Source organism: Cytobacillus massiliigabonensis, from assembly GCF_900199725.1.
GTDB lineage: Bacteria > Bacillota > Bacilli > Bacillales > Cytobacillaceae > Cytobacillus > Cytobacillus massiliigabonensis.
Genome location: NZ_LT904903.1, coordinates 743944 through 763911 on the forward strand (window position 1 = coordinate 743944; position 19968 = coordinate 763911).

Here is a 19968-nt window from a genome sequence, read left to right on the forward strand (position 1 = left end):
GTTGATTGTAAGCGGAAATCAATAGCATTCAATTAAATATGGTGTGTTTTATCTCACAGTATAATTTTTATATATTCACTATAATAATATTGAAAATATGAATAAGAATAGGGGAGTATTATATATGGCGAACACTTTAGATCAAGAGAAAATTGATGAATTAGTTGACCGTTTTTATAGTAAGTTAATAAAGGATTCGTATTACAGTGCAATGTTCGCTGAAAGAGGGGTAGATATTGAACTTCTTAAAAGCAGACAGCGTTCATTTATTAGCCGATTGGTTACAGATGATTCACCGGCGGATGATGAAAAAAATATCAAACAAGTAAATGAAAGACACCCATTCCAAACAACACCAGAGCGAGCTGGAATCTGGATGCGTACAATGGAAGAAACAATAAATGAATTGGAAATAGAAGACTCGATAAAGCTGATCTTAGTGGAGAAAATTAGGGGATTAATGAATCATTTAATTAATAAATAATTCAACCTTTGCCAGAAGGAAGATTCTTCTGGCTTTTTCATTTTATAAGGAAGGTTAGTGCTTGCTTGCAGCGTATGAAATTTGTTTTTTCTTTGTGGCATGGATTTACTTGAAAATGAGGTAGCTGAAATATGAAGATGTGATATACTACATATTAATTAAACTGAAAGTTAAAAAGTCATTTATTAGAGGGAAGCTTATGTATGCGCAAAAATTGGTGGTCGCTTCTATGAGGACAAAGGGAATCATGATGGTTTTGATTGGGGCAGTATTATGGGGGATATCTGGTACAGTTGCCCAATATCTGTTTCAATACAGTGGATTTAGCCCAGAATGGCTGGTTGTTGTACGATTGCTCATTTCCGGAACCATTCTCTTATTCTTGGCAAGTTTAAAGAGTGAAAAGAAAATATGGGACATCTGGAAAGATAAAAAGGATGTGTCAAGCCTAATACTATTTAGTATTTTTGGAATGCTCGCCGTTCAGTACACCTTTTTTGCGGCTATTAAACATTCTAATGCGGCAACAGCTACTGTCCTGCAGTATTTAGCTCCTGCGATGATTTCATGCTTCATTGCTATCAAAGCAAAGAGACTTCCGACTATAAAAGAATTAATTGCAGTTATTTTGGCTCTTTTAGGAACCTTCTTACTCGTGACAAAGGGGAGCATGAGCAGTCTATCCATTTCAGGCATTGCCTTATTTTGGGGACTAACTTCTGCTGTGGCATTAGCTTACTATACTTTGCAGCCTCTTAGGCTTCTTGCTAGATGGGGATCAGCCATTGTCATTGGATGGGGGATGCTGATAGGGGGATTATCTTTTAGCCTCATTCATCCGCCTTGGAAATTTGTTGGTCAATGGTCGTTTAATGCCCTCTTAGCTGTTCTCTTTATCATCATTTTTGGAACAATTATTGCTTTTTATTGCTATTTAGAAAGCCTTAAATATATAAGCGCTTCAGAAACAAGTATATTAGCCAGCGTTGAACCGTTATCAGCCGCATTTTTATCTGTTGTGTGGCTCCATATATCCTTTGGATTAGAAGAGTGGCTTGGGACAGTATGTATTATAAGCACAATTATCATATTATCTTTTGTGAAAAATAAAGAAGATTCGAATGTGACATCATTGAGTGCATAGGCATGTAATTTTAAAAAAACTACCTAATCGTGGAAAGGTAGTTTTTTTGTGCTTAGTAAAAGGCGTTTTCACGGTACCGCATAAACTAGCGCTAATATCACATTGCATGATACATGGGACTAATTAAGGGGAATATTTTTTCTTATTTCACAATATGATGAACTATCATTAATGGAATGAGGGGATCGTGCTGAAAAATAATGTTGGATCTTTAATTACGAGAGAGATGCTTGCTAATTACCATGAGTTAAATCTTAAGAAAAAGGAAATTGAAACAGAATTAAATGAGCTAAAGAAAGTATTTAATCAATACTTTGACATGGCAGTCGGCAAGGATGCAAGAGGGGACATATCTATCGGCGATTATAAATTACAAAGGCAAGTAAGAGTGACAGAAAAGTATGTACAAGAGGACACGGTTAATCGGCTCGAAGAATTGAATTTCCTTGATTTAATTCAAAAGAAGCCGGATGAGGAGAAAATAAAGTCAGCAATAAATCTAGGATTGTTAAAAGTGTCAGATTTAGAAGGCTGTATTAAAACTAGCTCTTCACAGGCGATTTACGTAAAACGAGTGGAGTAATAGAATGTAACTTGAACTATAAGAGAGTGATCAGTCCAAAAAAAATCTGTTTGGACTGATATTTTTTATTTTAAGGATTTGTGTTTTATACATGAAGGGAGCATTATTGGGGAAATTAACCATAATGGGAGGGACCGTTATGGGGTATAAAATCGAGAAGAGACTGGAAATATCAACATGGGTAATCACTTCAATATTATTGCTTCTATTTTTGCCAAGAAAAAGACTTCGCGAGGCAATTCCACCCTTTTTATTTAAACAATTAATGACTTGGCTTTTCGGGCTCCTGGTTGTCCAAACAGGTAAAATAAAATATCCATTCCGGCTTTTCTTTAAAAATGCCACTAAGTCGAGCTTTACTTTTGAGTATTTCGTTTATCCATCTTTATGTGCATTGTTTAATTTATATTATCCTGTGAATAGAAATAGAAGGATTAAATTTCTCTACTATTTCGCAAATACATCTATACTTACCGTTCTTGAATTTTTTATTGAGAAGTATACAAAATTGATTACATACAAAAAATGGGGATGGTATTGGAGTTTTTCATCGATATGGGTTACTTATTATATTTCACGTGTTTTTCACAATTGGTTTTTCAGGGTCCCTGCAGATAATAAAGAAATGAATGAACAAACAAGATGTAAATAGATGAAAATGCGTTTCTTCAATAATGAAGATCGCATTTTTAAATTATAGTAAAACAAGTCGTAATCGGATTATTTTATTATAATATAACAGTGGAGTATGCTTAATGTAGTATAAAAAGCGAAAGGAAGTTTTCATTTTGAATAAGTTAACGTTTGTCATCCCGATTATGATTCTTGTAGCTGTTCTAGCTATGTGGATGCTAGGGAAGGATTATTCCGAGATTGATCTCCAAATTAGAATACTAATCTCTGCAGGTGCTGCCATATTATCTGGAGGAATCTCCTATTTCTTATTTAATGTAGATAAAGAGAAGAATTGATTACGCAAGGGAATCCCAGCTAAGCTGGGATTCTATAGTTGACTTTTATTCTAATTAGGCTGACAGCATAATTCTCCTTCGCCTTTTTCAAGAGCTGATTTTAAGCTGCTGAGGACCCCTGACCAAGCCGTTTGATGCCATTTGATTGCTTCCGCCCAACGATCTTCATTCTTAAATCCGGTATGTTCAATAATGACTTTTGTAGATCCTTCATCAATCGCTCCAAGATTCACTTTTACAGACGTTAATTCTTCTTCTTTATTCATTACCTCTTCGAATTGATCTGGTCCTTTCCACGTGAACTGCAGCTCTTCCTGATCAACCAACTTAATAACCTTACATCCTCTAGTATTCATTCCTGTTCGATTTCCGGGAACAAAATATAGCTCAAACGCTCCGCCTTCTTTAGCTTCTATAATTGTTTCTGGTGCAAACCACAGTGAAACACGTTCAGAAATAGTCCATGCATGCCAAACTAAACTTAATGGTACATGAATAATAATCGTATTAGTGATGCCAACCTCATTGGAAATAGTCTTCAATTTGGACTCCCCCTATAAAAATATTCACATTTTATTTTACCATTTGTTAGAAAAACTAGAAAGAATATTCTGAATTAACATGTATTTATGGTTAGTTAATCTCTTTGATATGGAGAAATAGACTGATTTAAAGCTGCTAGGAAACATTATCCTCATAGCAAACATAAAAAAGCTTTGACATACGAATAATAATCATGTAAATTACCTATTGTACGAACGTTTTTTATTCCAATTAAATATAATATTCGTGTTTAGGGGTGTAATAGATGGAAAATGTGTTTGATTACGAAGATATTCAATTAATTCCGGCGAAGTGTATTGTAAATAGCCGTTCTGAATGTGATACAACTGTTAAGCTGGGCAAGCATACATTTAAGCTGCCAGTCGTGCCTGCTAATATGCAAACGATTATTGACGAAAAAATTTCAGTTTACTTAGCTGAAAATGGTTATTTTTATGTCATGCACCGTTTTGAACCGGAAAAAAGAATATCATTTATTCAAGATATGAAATCACGTGGACTTATTGCATCTATTAGTGTTGGTGTTAAAGAAGAAGAATACCGCTTTATCCAACAATTAGCTGAAGAACAGCTTGTACCAGATTATATTACAATCGATATTGCTCATGGTCATTCAAATGCAGTGATTGAGATGATTAAACATATTAAGAATCATTTGCCAGAAAGCTTTGTTATTGCTGGTAATGTGGGAACACCTGAAGCAGTAAGAGAATTAGAGCATGCTGGGGCAGATGCAACAAAGGTTGGCATTGGGCCAGGAAAGGTATGCATTACAAAAATTAAAACAGGATTCGGAACTGGCGGCTGGCAGTTAGCTGCGCTTCGCTGGTGTGCAAAAGCTGCTAGTAAACCAATTATTGCTGACGGCGGCATTCGTACACATGGAGATATCGCAAAATCAGTAAGATTTGGTGCGACGATGGTCATGATCGGGTCTTTATTTGCTGGACATGAAGAATCTCCAGGTGAGACGATTGAAAAAGATGGCAAGCTGTACAAAGAATATTTTGGTTCGGCTTCTGAATTCCAAAAAGGTGAAAAGAAGAATGTAGAAGGCAAGAAAATGTATGTAGAGCATAAAGGTTTATTAGAAGATACATTGATTGAAATGGAACAGGATCTCCAATCTTCTATCTCTTATGCTGGAGGAAATAAGCTGGATGCCATCCGCAATGTTGACTATGTAGTTGTGAAGAATTCCATCTTTAACGGAGATAAGGTATATTAATTGATCTATAACAAGAAAAGGGCAGCCATATCGGCTGCTCTTTCTTCGTATTATTTGCTTGCTTTATACTTATTTAAAAACTCCTCTGCTTTCGCAGGATCAGCTTTAAGCTCATTTCCTGTATTTACGATTGGGCTTACAGTAGATACAGCTTTAATTTTATTGTTTTGATAATAGCTTAGAATTTCATCTTGGTTGATGGAGTATAGTACAGCTTTTCTTAAATCATCACTTTTTGCGACTTCACGATTTGCTGTGTTAAAGAGCAAGTAGCTGACTCCGTTGCTTTCAATTCGCTGCAGATGCAGCTTGCTGTCATTCTCTACTACATCGTATTTTGTTTCAGGAACTCCATAGTACATATGAATTTCTCCGTTGCGCAGTGCGGAAAGTGCACTATCTGCATCTTGGATAAAACGAACAGTTATATTTGAAATTTTCGGCTCGTTTTCTGTGCCTTTCATATAACCTGGGTTCTTATAGAAAACAGCTTCATAATCGTTTTTATAAGATAAGATGTATGGACCGCTTGCATACAGTGTATTATTGTATTTATCGCCTTCAGTCACCGTGTTTTGGTCGCCATATGGAATGTCTTTGTTTACATCAAATGAAGCGACATCATACGTATTGATGCTTTCAACCTGTTTCTTGGAAACAATCCCTGCAGATTGGTGTGCTAGATAGTTTAGTACTTGCGGGAATGGTTCTGTTGTAGTCATTTTAACAACTTGGTATTTACCTTCTTTATTATTTGCTTGTGTTTTATCAGCTACAAGCTCAGATATCTTCACATCAAGTCCATCCTCAAGTGCCTCTTTTACAGTTTTGTCACCGCCTGATGTCTTCACATCAAGTGCACTAAGATCTGTAACGACTTCAGCATCCTTAATATGCTCGTGCAGACTGTATGTGCGGTGATCTGGAACAGAGTCCTTATCTTTAGCGCGATTTAATGAGAAGATAACATCATCTGCACCGACACGTTCTCCAGTATCAACTGCTTTTTTATCAGTAATTTTTGCAAAATTTATATCATCCCTTAATAGGAAGTAATATTCTGAGTTTCCTTCTGCGATGCTATGGTTATGTGATAAAGACCCTTCAGATGTAATTTTATCATCATCTGTCAGATTAATTAGGCGTACATACATATTTGTATTAAGCGTATTGATTGAGCCATCATTTCCTTTGATCGGGTCAAGCGATGTTAGGGTGGAGATCGATTGCTGTAAAATCAGCGGATCAGTATCGCGCTTCGCAGTATCTTTAAAATCGATTGTTTCCCATGCAAGCGCACGTGATTTTGAAAGACGTACAGTATCCACATTTAAAACATCTTTGTTTATTCCTTGTGCCTTATAGGAAATATATAATGGAGCAATATATGCCTTATCAAAGACTAGGCGCTGTTCTAATTGCTTGTAAGTATCAGCATACTCTTCAGGTGTTTGAGTGCTTGCTAAATCAATTAGTTTGTCTACTTCTTCATCTGCCATGATACTGTAATCACCGCCAGATTTGAAAAGAGAGCGGACGGCATAATCAGGGTTTCCTGTTACCGTTGTCCAGCTGGATAAAGCAACATCATAGTTTCCTGCATCCTGCTGTGCTTTAAAGCTGCCGTAGTCTGGCTGCATATTTAGCTTAACATTGAAGCCATTTTTCACAAGCTGGTCTCGGACAATGTTTATATCATCTTCACTGCTGCTCATTCCAAGAATCTCAATTTCAACCTTTTCATCATTTGTGACACCATCATTTTTAGACTTCTTTCCTTCTTCTACATCTGACTTTGTGTTCACACAGCCTGCTAACATTAGTATGAAAGCAAACAGAAGGGGAATAAATGTTTTTTTCACAATAGGTTCCTCCTATATGGTTCTATTAATATTTAAAAGCTAATATAGCTTTGTTCTTATTTAGTCTATTTTTGGATCAAGGGCATCTCGTAATCCATCTCCTAAAAAGTTAAAGGAAAGAACGAGTGCAATAATGGCAAGACCCGGATAGATTGCTAGATAGGAATGGGACTCAAGATACGTGCTTCCTAGTTTTAAAATATTTCCCCACTCTGGTATATGAGGCTCAATTCCTAGACCGAGGTAGCTTAAGCTGCTCGTGGCGATGACTGCACTTCCAATCGTCAGAGTGGATTTAACAATCATTGGCGCCATTGAATTTGGCACAATATGCTTAAAAATGATGGATAAGGTGCTCGTTCCAAGTGCACGGGCGGAATCAACATATTCATAGTTTGATACCATTAAGACGTTTGCGCGCATCGTTCTCGCATAAGTTGGGATTGAACCTACACTAAGTGCTAGAATTAAAGTGATCGTGTTTGATCCAAAAGCAGCGATTATAACGATTGCCAATAAAATGCCTGGAATGGCGTACAAAACATCAAGCAAACGCATTATGATATTATCTGTGCGCTGACCATAATAACCGGAAATGGCTCCAAGTATTCCGCCGATAATGAAAGGGATTGCCGTAGAAATCACTCCTACAATCAGGGAGATTCGGGCTCCGAAGATGATTCTTGAAAATAAATCTCTTCCGAAATTATCAGTACCAAGCGGGTATGCTAGACTTGGAGATTGGAGTGTTGCGCTGTAATTATTCTCCACTGCCATTGAGTAATCAAAAGTTAGATAGCTGCACACAGAAATAGAAAATACAAAAACTATAAAAAAGAGACTTAGCATTGATGTTGTATTCCTTGAGATTTTCTCCCAAATGATAATCCATTGCCCAGTGCTTTCTTTGTTGCTATTCCGAATTTTGCTTATTAGGTTCCATCCCAGCAAAAGACCAAAGAGGTTTCCGGTTAGAGCGGTTAGCATAAGCGGAAACGCGATATACACCATCTGGCGTGGGATCGGATTCCCTTCAGTAATAAATTTGATCACTAGGATAAGAACGATCAGCTGGAAAATAGTGATTCCACTAAGTGAAAACATTCCAAATAAAAACGTATCTGCTACATAGGGCTTAAATAGATTAAGGGCTGAAACACCAATAATAAAGATTTGTGTAACTAACATATATACGGCTATCGTATATTCGGTTGTCTTTTTCTCCTTAATCAATTGAGCGGCTGAGGTTACAATGAAGATATTCCCAGTTGCTATACTTAGCAGCTGAATATACCCCCATTTTCTTGTTCTGGTTTGCAGATAGCCAAATTGTTGAAGATCCTTTTTTATCAAAAAGGTGATGACAACCTGTATGCAAGTAAAAAGTGCATATACTGCAAACGCGCTGAAAACAAAAGGTTTCATTGTTTGTGCTGAAAAATCATAGCATGATAGCAGTAAAATCACTGTGAGTACAAGTGAAACAATCGAAGTAAAGCTTGCCTGCATATATTCGGATGATAACTTTAGTGCATGTTTTTTTTGATAACTAGGTAATTCCTTTATCTTGGACATCATTCCACCTGCTTTAATATTGTTTCATTTTCGAACGGATGCGAGGATCGAAGAAGGCATACAAGATATCAACGAATAAATTGACTAATGAAATGGTAATCGCAATATAGACAACTCCGCCCAAAATACTAGGAATATCAGGTATAAATTGCTTATCAACAATGTAACTTCCAATCCCGCTAATATTAAAGACTTTCTCGGTTACAGCTGCGCCTCCGAGCATCCCTCCAAACAGGAGACCAATGACGGTGATGACAGGTATCATTGCATTGCCCACTGCATGTTTCCAAAGAACTTGGCGCTGGCTGAGCCCTTTTGCTTTAGCCGTGATAATATAATCTTCATTAATTACCTCAAGTGTGGATGAACGCATCATTCGTGCAATCGATGCTGTTAATCCCGTGCCTAATACGACTGCTGGCATAATAATAGATAACCAATTTTCAGGGCTAAAGGTTGCCGGAAGCCATTTTAGTTTAATGGAGAAGTTTAAAATGAATATAAGTCCCTGCCAAAAGTTTGGTATCGATAATCCAATAAGAGCAATAAACATAAATGTATAATCTAAAAACGAATTTGGCTTAGTTGCGGAAATAATCCCAACTGGAATGGCAATTATGATTGCCATAGCGAGTGAGATCACTGCAAGAGTCAGCGTGATCGGGAATTTCCTTGCAATACTTGAGGCAACATCTTCGTTTCCTGTAAAGGATGTTCCAAGATCAAATGTTGCAATTCCTTTCAACGCATTCCATAATTGAGAAAAATAAGACTGATCAAGACCATATAAATGATTAAAGGCAGCTATTTGTTCTTTTGTTGCTGTTTCGCCAAGAATGTTTGCTGCAGGATCAAATGGCGATAAGTGCAAGATTGTAAATACAAGAAATACAACCCCAATAATGACAAACAGACTCATAATTAGCCGATCGAAAATGTATTTTAGGTAAGCGTTGCTATACAAAAGAATAAATAGATACATAGGCAATCCCGGTATAAAAGTAATAACTAAGAAAAGCGGGTTTCGTACGAGAGCTTGAAAGGTATCTTCAAAGGTGACTTTTTTCTCGCCTAACTGTTCAAGCTGTGAATTCGTCTTTTCAACTAGAGTTTTTTGGAACTGCTCTTCTGCCCATTGCTTTGCTATTTTGTCAGAATCCTTTTCTCCTGCTTTCTCTCCAAAAAAAGCCTGTTTTCTTCGTATTTGCTCTTTATATTCCAGCATCAATTCTTCTTTATAGCCAGATATCAGCAGGGATTTCTTCATTTCTATAAGTATTGAAGTGTAAGAATCATTTTTTTTCTTAGAAAGATAGACTAACAAGACAATCAAATGAACTGGTAATCCCAATAGTAAAATCAAATATTTATAGGATGGATGCTGCTGTATTTTACTATATGACTGGCAAATGGCTGCTGACAGATTGAATCTTTTTTGAGACTGGCTAGTGTTAACTGCATCCATAAGCTGCTAATTTCCTCCTCTCATTTTAAATTGCATTATTCCGACCTGTATAGTATATTTTATTTCTAGGATAATATAAAAGTCAATAAGTAGTTTTAATTGAAAATATTTCATAATATATTTAACCAAGCTTATTTTAAGAAAATATATGCATGATGAAATTCAATTATTTCCGATAAATATAAATAATTGGCAGGTGTGAGTTTTGGAAACTATTTTACAGGTGAAAGATTTACGTGTATCCTTTCTTTCTCGAGATCATGAGTTTGAGGCTGTTCGTGGAGTGAGTTTTGAAGTGAAAAAGGGAGAGACGTTAGGAATTGTCGGGGAATCGGGCAGCGGGAAAAGTGTAACCGCTCGTTCAATTATGCGCCTGCTTCCATCCCCTCCTTCCTATTTAAAAGGAGGGGAAATTACTTTTCTTGGTGATAATCTTGCAAATAAAACGGAAAAGGAGATGGAAGGGATTCGCGGCCGGGATATCGGGATGATTTTCCAGGACCCAATGACCTCTCTTAATCCGACAATCCGAATCGGCAAGCAAATAGCTGAAAGCCTAATGAAGCATCAAAAGCTGTCTAAGAAAGAGGCGAAAAAACAAGCGATTGACATTCTAAGACTTGTTGGGATTCGTAACAGCGAGGTGCGCTATAATCAATATCCGCATGAATTTTCTGGTGGCATGAGGCAGCGGGTGATGATTGCGATTGCACTTGCCTGCCGTCCAACACTACTGATTGCGGATGAACCGACAACTGCACTTGACGTGACTATTCAAGCGCAAATATTAAATTTGATGAAGGATATGCAGGAGCGCTTTGGCACTTCCATCATCTTAATTACACATGATCTTGGTGTTGTTGCTGGCATGTGTGATCGGGTAGCAGTCATGAAGGAGGGAGAAATTGTTGAAACTGGAACAACGGAAGAAATCTTTGAAAATCCGAAGCATCCATATACAATGAAGCTCTTGCATGCATTGCCGCGTCTTGATGAGAAGAAAAAGCAAAAGCCTGCCCCGCTTATTTTGTCAGGAAGAGATTCGAACGAGCCTCTTCTTGAGGTAAAATCATTAAAGCAGCACTTTAATATGGGGAAAGGAACTGTGTTAAAAGCAGTAGATGATATCAGTTTCCACATTCGAGCAGGGGAAACCCTAGGTCTTGTTGGGGAGTCGGGTTCTGGTAAGTCAACGACAGGGCGTGCGATTTTGCGGCTTCATGAGCCAACAGGCGGAGATGTATTATATCAGGGAATGCCTGTAAACCGTTTGTCAAAAAACGAGATGAAATTAATGCGCCGCCATATGCAGATGATCTTCCAGGATCCATATGCTTCACTCAATCCACGCTTTAAGGTACTTGATATTATTGGTCAGGCATTGGATGTTCATAAGCTAAGCAGCAGCAAGGAAGAACGGAAGAGGAGAGTAGAAGAATTGCTTGAAATGGTTGGGCTTGAGGCGGCTCATGCCGAACGGTATCCACATGAATTTTCAGGCGGTCAGCGTCAGCGGATTGGCATTGCCCGTGCGCTTGCAGTGGAACCGAAATTTATTGTTTGTGACGAGCCATTGTCTGCACTCGATGTTTCTATTCAATCGCAAGTAGTCAAGCTGTTAGAGGATTTACAGCATCGTTTAGGGCTGACTTACTTATTTATTGCCCATGATCTTTCAATGGTTAAACATATTAGTGACCGTGTAGCGGTTATGTATGCAGGCAAAATTGTGGAGCTTGCAGAAAGTGAAGAGCTGTATGCAAACCCGCAGCATGCCTATACGAAATCACTGCTTTCTGCGATACCTATCCCTGATCCTAAGGTTGAGAAGCTGAAGAAAAGGGTACTAATGGAAGAACAAACGGAGGAAGACAAATATCAATTGAAAAATTCTAAGTTAGTAGAAGTTTCGAAGGGACATTGGGTGGCTATTCCGGTGTGAAGCAAAAAAACTAAAAAATCCGATTGAACAGCTGAAATTCGTTCAATCGGATTTTTATTATATTATTTTCTTCACTTCTAAATATTGAATATGATGACCATCGATTTCATGAACTTTAAATACATAACCCTCTGTTTCTATTTCTGTTCCCAATTTTGCCTCAATGTTTTGGGTCAGAAACCAGCCTCCAATTGTATCAATTTCTTCATTGGACATTGCTGTACCAAGCAAATGATTTACATCATTAATAAGTAGTTTCGCACCGATGATATAATGATTTTCCTTTAATTTACGAATGTTAGGAACTTCATCTTCATCGAATTCATCTCGGATTTCTCCGACGATTTCTTCGATAATATCTTCAACTGTAACTAATCCAGATGTACCGCCATATTCATCCATAAGGATGGCAATATGGATACGTTCTTTTTGCATTTTTACTAATAAGTCATGGATTGGAATTGTCTCAATTACTCGGATGATGGGATTGATAAATGATTCCTTCTTTAAATGAAGATCTTTATTTTTCATGATAGATGATAATAATTCCTTCACATTCATAAATCCAAGAATATTATCCTTATCCCCATCAATGACTGGGTAGCGTGTATAGTTTTCTGTAGTAATAATATTTACAACTTCATCAATCGAATCATTAATCGAAATAGTCACGATTTCAGTACGTGGAACCATAATTTCTTTTGCAATTCTTTCATCGAATTCAAAGATGTTATTCACATACTTTAACTCGTTCTTATTAATTTCTCCGCTTTTATAGCTTTCAGATAACAAAATGCGCAGTTCTTCTTCCGAATGGGCTACTTCATGTTCTGAAGCAGGCTTTAAACCAAAAATTCCAACCAGCACACGAGCAGAGCCATTTAAGAACCAAATGAATGGATACATGATTCGGTAAAACCAAATGATTGGAGAAGCAAAAAGTATCGTAATGGTTTCAGCCTTCTGAATGGCAAAGGTTTTAGGAGCTAGTTCCCCTACAACTACATGCAAAAATGTTACGATAGCAAAGGCAATGACAAAGGATAAAATATGTGAAACAGATTCGTTCAGGTGTAATTGTTCGAAAACCGGATGCAATAGCTTTTGTACTGTAGGTTCACCCAGCCAGCCAATCCCAAGTGCTGTAACCGTGATTCCTAACTGGCATGCAGATAAATATTCATCCAGATGAGTAACAACTTTTTTGGCGGCTATTGCTCCTTTGTTTCCTTCAGCAATAAGCTGATCCAATCTTGAAGCACGTACTTTTACCATAGCAAATTCAGTTGCTACGAAAAACGCGGTTAACGCAATTAAAATGATAATTAAAAGTAGATTAATAGTTGTCAATATGTAGTCTTACCTTTGTAAGACGTACACCTCCCAGTATTTTAAAAAGTTAGTTTAAGAGTAAAAGCAATGTCTGAATCAATGACAGACTTTCGTGTGAAATATTTTTTTTGACAAATTCAAGTTTCTGTATATCCCCTTTATCAAGGGAGGCTAAAACCTCAGAAACATCTTTTTCTAGCCCTTTCATTTTCAATCTGAGTTCTTGAATATCAATTTCCTCAGCGTCTTTTTCTAAGATTTTTTTCCTAATCTCAACTAATGGCATGCCTTCCTTTTTACATTGTTCAATAAAGTTTAAGCGTTCAATTGACGAATGATCATAATAACGATAATTTGAGCTGGAACGTTCTGCTTTCAACAAGCCGAGGTTTGTATAATGGTCGATTGTTCTCTTTGTCACATTAGTGATCTCAGCTAACTCACCAATTTTTAATTTCGCATTCCCAATATGAACCCTCCAAACTGTAACGTTATGGTTATAGGGTTATATTACTAGTTAAATTAACAGTTTTCAACTAATATGCATCGGGCTGTGTTTGATGCTAATCACAGAAGTTTTCATTCTTTCAATATATAATGAACGAAAAATAATGGGGGGATCTGTATGCATCTAATCATTACCGAAGATGATCAAAAGGTATATTTAGACGAAACTGGGGTTATAAACTTTCGCCATCCGCTAATTCAGAAGAAGATTGCAGAATTTCAGCATGCAGGAAAAACAAAAAGTGAAAGGGCAGAAATGGCATTTCATTTTGTGAGGGATTCTATTCAGCATTCCTTTGATATTGAAAGTATGGAGATTACTATAACAGCATCGGAAACATTGGAGAAATCAGAGGGCATATGCTTTGCTAAGGCACATTTGCTTGCGGCATTATTAAGAGGAATGAATATACCAGCTGGTTTTTGCTATCAGCGTGTGACTAGAAAAGGCACAAGTGAATCTGGTTATGCTTTGCATGGTTTAAATGCTCTTTATTTGGAGGATGTGGATCAATGGTTTCGTGTGGATCCCCGCGGCAATAAAGCTGGAGTGTATTCAGAATTTAGCATAAGCCCTGAAAAACTTGCTTACCCAATCCGCAGTGAATTAGATGAATTTGATTATCCTTACATATATGGTCATCCCCTTGATAGTGTGATTCAATCTATGAAAAACTCCCTAGATTGCAGGGAACTTTTTTATAAGCGCCCTGAATCTATTTGAAATCTTGATAAAATCTAACAAAAAGTGTAACTTTTTCTTTTTTTATTCGCCTACTTTAATGAAACTAAATAAATGAAGGTGGTAAAAAATGAAAAAACTATCAGCGCTAGTAACAGCAACTTTAATCACTGGATTAGTGATAAGTACAAATTCTGCGGTTGCATCTAGTCATTTGTTAAAAGAAACTCAAAATGACTTTGCAAAGCAAAAGGATATTCAATCTGTTGATTCGACTGATTTCATGAAATTTTCAGGACTAATTACAGATGTGAAAAAGGATAAAGAATCTCTTACATTGATTGTGGAAAATAAAGATGATTCTTTAGAGATGCATTTCCCGCTATCTGATAAGGTTCTTTTGTTCAATAGTGATACAACAGATGCTTTTGACAAAGATGATTTAGTTAAAGGATTAACGATCACTGCTTACTATGATAAAAATAAGCCGATGATCATGATTTATCCACCAAGGGTTACCCCTGAAATTATTGTAGTAAATGGGAAAGAAATGGGACAGGTAAAGGTTTCAAAGTTCGATGATCAGTATATTAGTCTTGATAATGAACTTAAACTGAATATTGATGAAGAGACGATTCTCTTGAATAAACAAGGGGATAAAGTGAAGAAGGAAAAACTTCAGGGTAAAGAGCTAATCGTCTTTTATGACATCTCAACTAAAAGCATTCCAGCGCAAACAACACCAAAGAAAATAATCGCATGGGATAATCGAGACCAATTGTTCGAACAAGTGCAAGAGGTTGTTGGCGATGATTACTATATAAAAGATGGAATGAAGCTATTGCCAATTAAAAAGGTCGCAGAGCACTTAGGATATAAAGTAAAATGGGACAGCAAAAACGCTGCGGTAGAATTAAGTATACAGAACCAGACTATTCAAATCTTTATCGGAAAAGAGAAATATAGCCTTAATCGCAGCTTAAGATCATTTGAAGTTGTACCTGCTGTTATTAATGATGAGCCTTTTGTTTCTGAAGAAATTCTTGAAATATTATTAAATAATCAATAAGCAATATAGCTAAACCAAAAAGATCGTCGGATGACGGTCTTTTTTTATGCGCTGACATTTGACTGACTTATATACTCGCTATGATAAAAGGAAAGGGTTCATAGACAATAGTTAATTGCAGGCGTTATCATAAATAATATATTTACAAACTTCACTTTTTTATGTGGGGAGATGAGAATGTGAAAACCATTTTAATAGTAGAAGATGAAATCCCGATTAGCCAAGTGCTAAAAGTATATTTAAAAAAGGCAAATTTCAAGACAATACAGGCTTTTAATGGAAATGAAGCGATAGAGAAATTTTATGAACATAAACCAGCACTTGTTCTATTAGATGTGATGCTTCCTGGGAAGGATGGCTGGACGATATTAAAAGAAATTCGCCAGCAAAGTAATTGTCCCGTCATCATGCTAACTGCACTTGGTGACGTCAATTACCGGCTAACAGGATTAAATGAAGGGGCAGACGATTACATTTCCAAACCTTTTATTGCGGAGGAGGTCGTTGCGAGAGTAAACGCCGTTCTAAGACGCTCGCAAACGGATGATGGACCAGTGAAGAGCTTTGGTCAATTACAAATTGATCTCAAGTCACATCGGGTAACCATAAATGAAGAAGAGATTGAATTGACGCCGCGTGACTTATCCTTGCTCCTGTTTTTAGCAGATAACCCTAATCAAACGTTTACAAGAGATCAGCTGATTGAGCATGTGTGGGGCTGGGAGTATGAGGGAAGTGACCGTGCTGTTGATTTAGCAATTAAGAGATTGAGAAAATCACTTTATAAATGGCCAGAGTCAGATGGTGAAATTAAAACACTTCGAGGATTGGGGTATCAATTTTGTGTTAATAAAAAACAATAAGCGAATCTCGTTGCTGCGATATTGGACGAGCCGTTATTTAATCACGCTTTGTATTGGTTTGGTTGTTATTGCCATCATTTCAGCTTTATGGATTCGGCATACAACGCTTGAAAATCGGTTAGATATGACTAAGCTGATGGCAGAGGAAATTGCAGATCGGTTTGTTGATATTAGTGAAGGTCGTCCGTCTAAAGGAGATGTGCCAGGATCCCTTACCGACCGCGGAAGGTTTATGAATATTGAAAGTGATCCATCCATTTATATCGTTGATACAGCAGGTACCATTCTTTCGAGTAATCGATCGTCTAAGCAAGTATTTCAGCAGTTTCCCCGTGTCATCTTGCAGAATGAAGAGAATGTTCAGAAGCTGAGATTGGAGGAAACTGGGCGGGATTTTTATGTGGTGAAGGCACCGATTGTCACACAGGATTATTCATTTGGCTGGGTTGTCATTATTGAATTAGAGGATAACTTAACGCGTGTCAATCAAGAATACAGACAGTTGGCAATCATGATTATAAGCCTTGCTCTGTTAGGCTGGGCAGCGATTTATTTTCTCTCACGCAGGCTTGCCAATCCGATTAAAGATGTGGCAAGAGCCGCCAAACAAGTTCAAGCAGGCGATTATAATATTCATCTTCCGGATGATATGAGGGAGCAGGAAGTATATGACCTTGTTCAATCATTCAAGGAAATGTCTAACCGTCTGCAAACATTGGAAACTCTCCGTACAGAATTGCTGGCAGGGGTGACACATGAATTGAAAACACCTGTTACATCAATTAGCGGGCTATTGCAGGCACTTAATGATGAAGTCGTTACAGGAGAGGATGCAAAGGAATTTTTGGCGCTGTCATTAAATGAAACGACAAAAATGAAAAAAATGGTAGAAGATTTACTAGCTTTTAATTCATTTGCAGCGAATGCAATCCCGATCAATAAAGAGAATCATTCAATCAACGAGTTTATGGCTGATTTTATTCATCAATGGGAAGTTATTCAGGAGGATGAATTGGTTGATTTGATCTTTACTCCTCTTAAGAAGGACCGAGTGGTACAGATTGATCCCATTCGACTTCAGCAGATTATTACAAACCTGCTGAATAATGCGGGACATGCTATTGATGGAAAGGGAAAGATAATAGTAACCCTTGCTGAAATGAACAACGAGCTTACCATTGATATAAAGGACTCGGGCAGCGGAATTCCTGTTGCTGAACAAGACCTAATCTTTGAACGATTTTTTAGAGGAGAAGGGAAAAAGTATAAGATTAGAGGGCTTGGGCTAGGATTGCCATTCAGCAAGATGATCGCTCAATCACATGGAGGAGATCTGGTGCTCATTGAAAGCACTTCGTCAGGTACAACATTTCGCATAACCTTGCCTTTGATGAGTTAGTGAAAAATAATGTAAAATTTTGATGCCTTTGCTCTACTTGAGCGGGCATCTTTTTTTATTAATAGTTTTCTTTAAATACTTAAAAATAATAAAAAAACCATTGACCTTCACGTTGCGTAAAGGTGTAAGGTTAATTCATGGAGGTGAGCGAATGGAATATACCGTGCAGAAATTAGCTCAACTAGCAGGAGTAAGTGCGAGAACCCTTAGGTATTACGATGAAATCGATATTCTTAAGCCGGCAAGAATTAATTCATCGGGATACCGGATATATGGGCAAGCAGAAGTCGATCGATTGCAGCAAATTTTATTTTACAGGGAATTAGGTGTTGATCTAGACAGCATCAAAAACATCGTCACGGCACCTTCGTTTGATGGAGCTAAGGCACTTAAGGAGCATCGCGAAAAACTCCTGGAAAAGAAAGAACAACTGGATATATTAATTGCTAATGTAGATAAAACAATTGCTTTAACAGAAGGGAGAATGAAAATGTCTGATAAAGAAAAGTTTGAAGGGTTTAAGAAGAAAATGATCGATGAAAATGAAAAGAAATATGGGAAAGAAATTCGTGAAAAGTATGGGGAAGATACGGTAGAAAAATCAAATGCAAAAGTGATGAACATGTCACAGGAGGACTATGAAAAAGTTACAAGCCTTGAGAAGCAAGTCAAAGAAAGTTTAGCTCAAGCATTTGCATTAGGCGATCCTGCCAGTGATATTGCTCAAAAGGCGGCTGAGCTGCATAAGCAGTGGCTATGCTTCTATTGGAATGAATACAGCAAGGAGGCACATGCAGGTCTTGCACAAATGTATGTGGATGATGAAAGATTTACTGCCTATTATGATAAGGAACAGCCAGGGACGGCGGAGTTTTTAAGAGATGCCATTCATATTTACACTGGCATGAAAAAATAGAAGCACAAAAAAACGATTGGATAGAAATATCCAGTCGTTTTTTTTTGTTCGAAAAAATCCTGACATCTTCCTGACACATTGATCCCTTAAAGTATGTCTTGTAAGACATATAAAACATATTCTTCGAAAGTTGAAAAACTTGATTAAATACAAATGAAAGAAGGGTTCACGATGAATGATCAAGACCGATTTAATGAAGGAAACCGTATGGAAGTGAAACAGGTGAAGAGGTCCAAATTAAAGGGTGTTGTATCAACTGTTTTGGCTGGAGTGATTGGATCTGCTTTAACACTGACAGCCCTGCCGTACTTGCCAAATTCAAATGCGAGCGAGGCAGCGCCAAAAGCAATCGTTTCAGAAGAGCATACCGACACGCAAACAAGCGGTAAATTAAATGTACAGCAGGTATCTGCAAATTCCATCGCAGATATGGTTGAACAGGCATCAAAGGCGATTGTTGGCATTGAGAATATGCAGCAGCAAACCAACCGGTTTAATCAAACGAGTGCTGTAGGAGGAGGTACCGGCTCAGGAGTAATTTTTAAGAAGACGAGTGATGCTGCATACATTGTCACAAATAATCATGTCATTGAAAATGCCAATGAAATTGAAGTATCTCTCCATGATGGGAAAAAGGTAAAGGCTGAATTAATTGGAACTGATCCGTTAACAGACATTGCTGTCTTGAAAATAACTGGTGATATAAATGTGGAAACATTAGCGTTTGGAGATTCCTCATCACTGCGGGCAGGTGATCAAGTATTAGCGATTGGAAATCCGCTTGGTCTTGATTTATCAAGAACGGTTACACAAGGAATCGTAAGTGCGGTTGATCGAACGATTGCTGTATCAACATCTGCAGGGGAATGGGATTTAGAAGTTATTCAAACAGATGCAGCCATCAATCCCGGCAACAGCGGCGGAGCACTAATAAATGGATCAGGTGAATTAGTGGGGATTAATAGTTTAAAGATTTCTGAAAGTGGTGTTGAGGGATTAGGGTTTGCAATACCAATCAATGATGTACAAACGATTATTAACGAACTGATAAAAAACGGGAAAGTGATTCGCCCTTATTTAGGAGTGGGGTTAGCAGACCTTGAAGAAATCCCATCGTTTTATTTGCAAAATTTACCGAACGATGTTACAAAAGGAGCCATTGTAACAACTGTTGATCCAGATTCAGCAGCTGGGAAAGCAGGACTACAAGAAGAAGATATTCTTGTTTCCATAGGCGGGAATAAAATTGCCAGTGCCAATGATCTACGGAAATATTTATACACTAAATATTCAGTTTGCGATAAAGTGAAAATTGAGTTTTACCGTAAAGGAAAGCTGGAAACCGTGGAGGCAACGTTAACTAGTAATCAATAAATCGAGCA

General features: G+C 37.4%; 19 protein-coding genes. 13 read left to right on the forward strand and 6 right to left on the reverse strand.

What is annotated here, in order from left to right; translation table 11 throughout:
• Nucleotides 1–124: 124 nt before the first annotated feature.
• From C1726_RS09695 to C1726_RS09715, 5 genes are all read left to right on the forward strand, one after another.
• Nucleotides 125–484 (forward strand): protoglobin domain-containing protein, encoded by a 360-nt coding sequence (locus tag C1726_RS09695; RefSeq protein WP_102272943.1) that lies wholly within the window; start codon nt 125–127, stop codon nt 482–484.
• Nucleotides 485–683: 199 nt separating this feature from the next.
• Nucleotides 684–1628, forward strand: a complete 945-nt coding sequence (locus C1726_RS09700; RefSeq protein WP_102272944.1) for an EamA family transporter — start codon at nt 684–686, stop codon at nt 1626–1628.
• Between the two features lie 187 nt (nt 1629–1815).
• Entirely contained in the window at nt 1816–2211 is a 396-nt protein-coding gene (locus tag C1726_RS09705) for a hypothetical protein (RefSeq protein ID WP_322090978.1), read from the forward strand.
• A 139-nt stretch (nt 2212–2350) separates the two neighbouring features.
• Entirely contained in the window at nt 2351–2863 is a 513-nt protein-coding gene (locus C1726_RS09710; RefSeq protein ID WP_102272945.1) for a CBO0543 family protein, read from the forward strand.
• A gap of 136 nt (nt 2864–2999) precedes the next feature.
• Entirely contained in the window at nt 3000–3182 is a 183-nt protein-coding gene (locus C1726_RS09715) for a histidine kinase (protein WP_235822739.1), read from the forward strand.
• A 50-nt stretch (nt 3183–3232) separates the two neighbouring features.
• Here C1726_RS09715 and C1726_RS09720 read toward each other — a convergent pair whose 3' ends face one another.
• Complete coding sequence (locus C1726_RS09720) at nt 3233–3724, reverse strand: SRPBCC family protein (protein WP_102272946.1); 492 nt, start codon at nt 3722–3724, stop codon at nt 3233–3235.
• A 266-nt stretch (nt 3725–3990) separates the two neighbouring features.
• On the opposite strand from C1726_RS09720, the gene guaC reads away from it, so the two are divergent.
• The gene (gene guaC / locus C1726_RS09725) at nt 3991–4974 is read left to right on the forward strand and encodes a GMP reductase (RefSeq protein WP_102272947.1); all 984 of its coding nucleotides are present in this window, start codon (nt 3991–3993) and stop codon (nt 4972–4974) included.
• 50 nt (nt 4975–5024) lie between these two features.
• Here the strand turns inward: guaC and C1726_RS09730 are convergent, their stop codons facing one another.
• The 3 genes from C1726_RS09730 to C1726_RS09740 form a co-directional block, all read right to left on the reverse strand.
• Nucleotides 5025–6794 (reverse strand): ABC transporter substrate-binding protein, encoded by a 1770-nt coding sequence (locus tag C1726_RS09730; RefSeq protein ID WP_180968170.1) that lies wholly within the window; start codon nt 6792–6794, stop codon nt 5025–5027.
• A gap of 102 nt (nt 6795–6896) precedes the next feature.
• Nucleotides 6897–8411, reverse strand: a complete 1515-nt coding sequence (locus C1726_RS09735) for an ABC transporter permease (protein ID WP_102272949.1) — start codon at nt 8409–8411, stop codon at nt 6897–6899.
• Nucleotides 8412–8424: 13 nt separating this feature from the next.
• Complete coding sequence (locus tag C1726_RS09740; protein ID WP_102272950.1) at nt 8425–9876, reverse strand: ABC transporter permease; 1452 nt, start codon at nt 9874–9876, stop codon at nt 8425–8427.
• A 205-nt stretch (nt 9877–10081) separates the two neighbouring features.
• On the opposite strand from C1726_RS09740, the gene C1726_RS09745 reads away from it, so the two are divergent.
• Complete coding sequence (locus tag C1726_RS09745; protein ID WP_102272951.1) at nt 10082–11818, forward strand: ABC transporter ATP-binding protein; 1737 nt, start codon at nt 10082–10084, stop codon at nt 11816–11818.
• 57 nt (nt 11819–11875) lie between these two features.
• Here the strand turns inward: C1726_RS09745 and C1726_RS09750 are convergent, their stop codons facing one another.
• Nucleotides 11876–13168, reverse strand: a complete 1293-nt coding sequence (locus C1726_RS09750) for a hemolysin family protein (protein WP_102272952.1) — start codon at nt 13166–13168, stop codon at nt 11876–11878.
• Between the two features lie 49 nt (nt 13169–13217).
• A complete protein-coding gene (locus tag C1726_RS09755; RefSeq protein WP_322090982.1) occupies nt 13218–13619 on the reverse strand; it encodes a MerR family transcriptional regulator in 402 nt (133 codons plus the stop codon).
• 156 nt (nt 13620–13775) lie between these two features.
• Between C1726_RS09755 and C1726_RS09760 the strand changes: the two genes are divergently transcribed.
• The 6 genes from C1726_RS09760 (at nt 13776) to C1726_RS09785 (ending at nt 19960) form a co-directional block, all read left to right on the forward strand.
• Nucleotides 13776–14381, forward strand: a complete 606-nt coding sequence (locus C1726_RS09760) for a transglutaminase-like domain-containing protein (RefSeq protein ID WP_102272954.1) — start codon at nt 13776–13778, stop codon at nt 14379–14381.
• 88 nt (nt 14382–14469) lie between these two features.
• A complete protein-coding gene (locus tag C1726_RS09765; RefSeq protein ID WP_102272955.1) occupies nt 14470–15408 on the forward strand; it encodes a copper amine oxidase N-terminal domain-containing protein in 939 nt (312 codons plus the stop codon).
• 179 nt (nt 15409–15587) lie between these two features.
• Nucleotides 15588–16271: a response regulator transcription factor gene (locus C1726_RS09770; protein ID WP_102272956.1), complete on the forward strand. Its 684-nt coding sequence runs from the start codon at nt 15588–15590 to the stop codon at nt 16269–16271.
• The gene (locus C1726_RS09775) at nt 16252–17670 is read left to right on the forward strand and encodes a HAMP domain-containing sensor histidine kinase (protein ID WP_235822741.1); all 1419 of its coding nucleotides are present in this window, start codon (nt 16252–16254) and stop codon (nt 17668–17670) included. The genes C1726_RS09770 and C1726_RS09775 overlap by 20 nt, the downstream gene beginning before the upstream one ends.
• A gap of 151 nt (nt 17671–17821) precedes the next feature.
• Nucleotides 17822–18586, forward strand: coding sequence for a MerR family transcriptional regulator (locus C1726_RS09780; protein ID WP_102272958.1), 765 nt, complete (start codon nt 17822–17824; stop codon nt 18584–18586).
• Between the two features lie 171 nt (nt 18587–18757).
• Nucleotides 18758–19960, forward strand: a complete 1203-nt coding sequence (locus C1726_RS09785; protein ID WP_102272959.1) for a S1C family serine protease — start codon at nt 18758–18760, stop codon at nt 19958–19960.
• The last annotated feature ends 8 nt before the right edge of the window (nt 19961–19968 follow it).

Bases quoted from the DNA above. Each gene is read 5' to 3' on its own strand.
- C1726_RS09730 (WP_180968170.1), bottom strand. From the start codon at position 6,794: ATGTTAGCAGGCTGTGTGAACACAAAGTCAGATGTAGAAGAAGGAAAG.
- C1726_RS09735 (WP_102272949.1), bottom strand. From the start codon at position 8,411: ATGTCCAAGATAAAGGAATTACCTAGTTATCAAAAAAAACATGCACTA.
- C1726_RS09710 (WP_102272945.1), top strand. From the start codon at position 2,351: ATGGGGTATAAAATCGAGAAGAGACTGGAAATATCAACATGGGTAATC.
- C1726_RS09700 (WP_102272944.1), top strand. From the start codon at position 684: ATGTATGCGCAAAAATTGGTGGTCGCTTCTATGAGGACAAAGGGAATC.
- C1726_RS09695 (WP_102272943.1), top strand. From the start codon at position 125: ATGGCGAACACTTTAGATCAAGAGAAAATTGATGAATTAGTTGACCGT.
- C1726_RS09785 (WP_102272959.1), top strand. From the start codon at position 18,758: ATGAATGATCAAGACCGATTTAATGAAGGAAACCGTATGGAAGTGAAA.
- C1726_RS09760 (WP_102272954.1), top strand. From the start codon at position 13,776: ATGCATCTAATCATTACCGAAGATGATCAAAAGGTATATTTAGACGAA.
- C1726_RS09780 (WP_102272958.1), top strand. From the start codon at position 17,822: ATGGAATATACCGTGCAGAAATTAGCTCAACTAGCAGGAGTAAGTGCG.
- C1726_RS09765 (WP_102272955.1), top strand. From the start codon at position 14,470: ATGAAAAAACTATCAGCGCTAGTAACAGCAACTTTAATCACTGGATTA.
- C1726_RS09740 (WP_102272950.1), bottom strand. From the start codon at position 9,876: ATGGATGCAGTTAACACTAGCCAGTCTCAAAAAAGATTCAATCTGTCA.
- guaC (WP_102272947.1), top strand. From the start codon at position 3,991: ATGGAAAATGTGTTTGATTACGAAGATATTCAATTAATTCCGGCGAAG.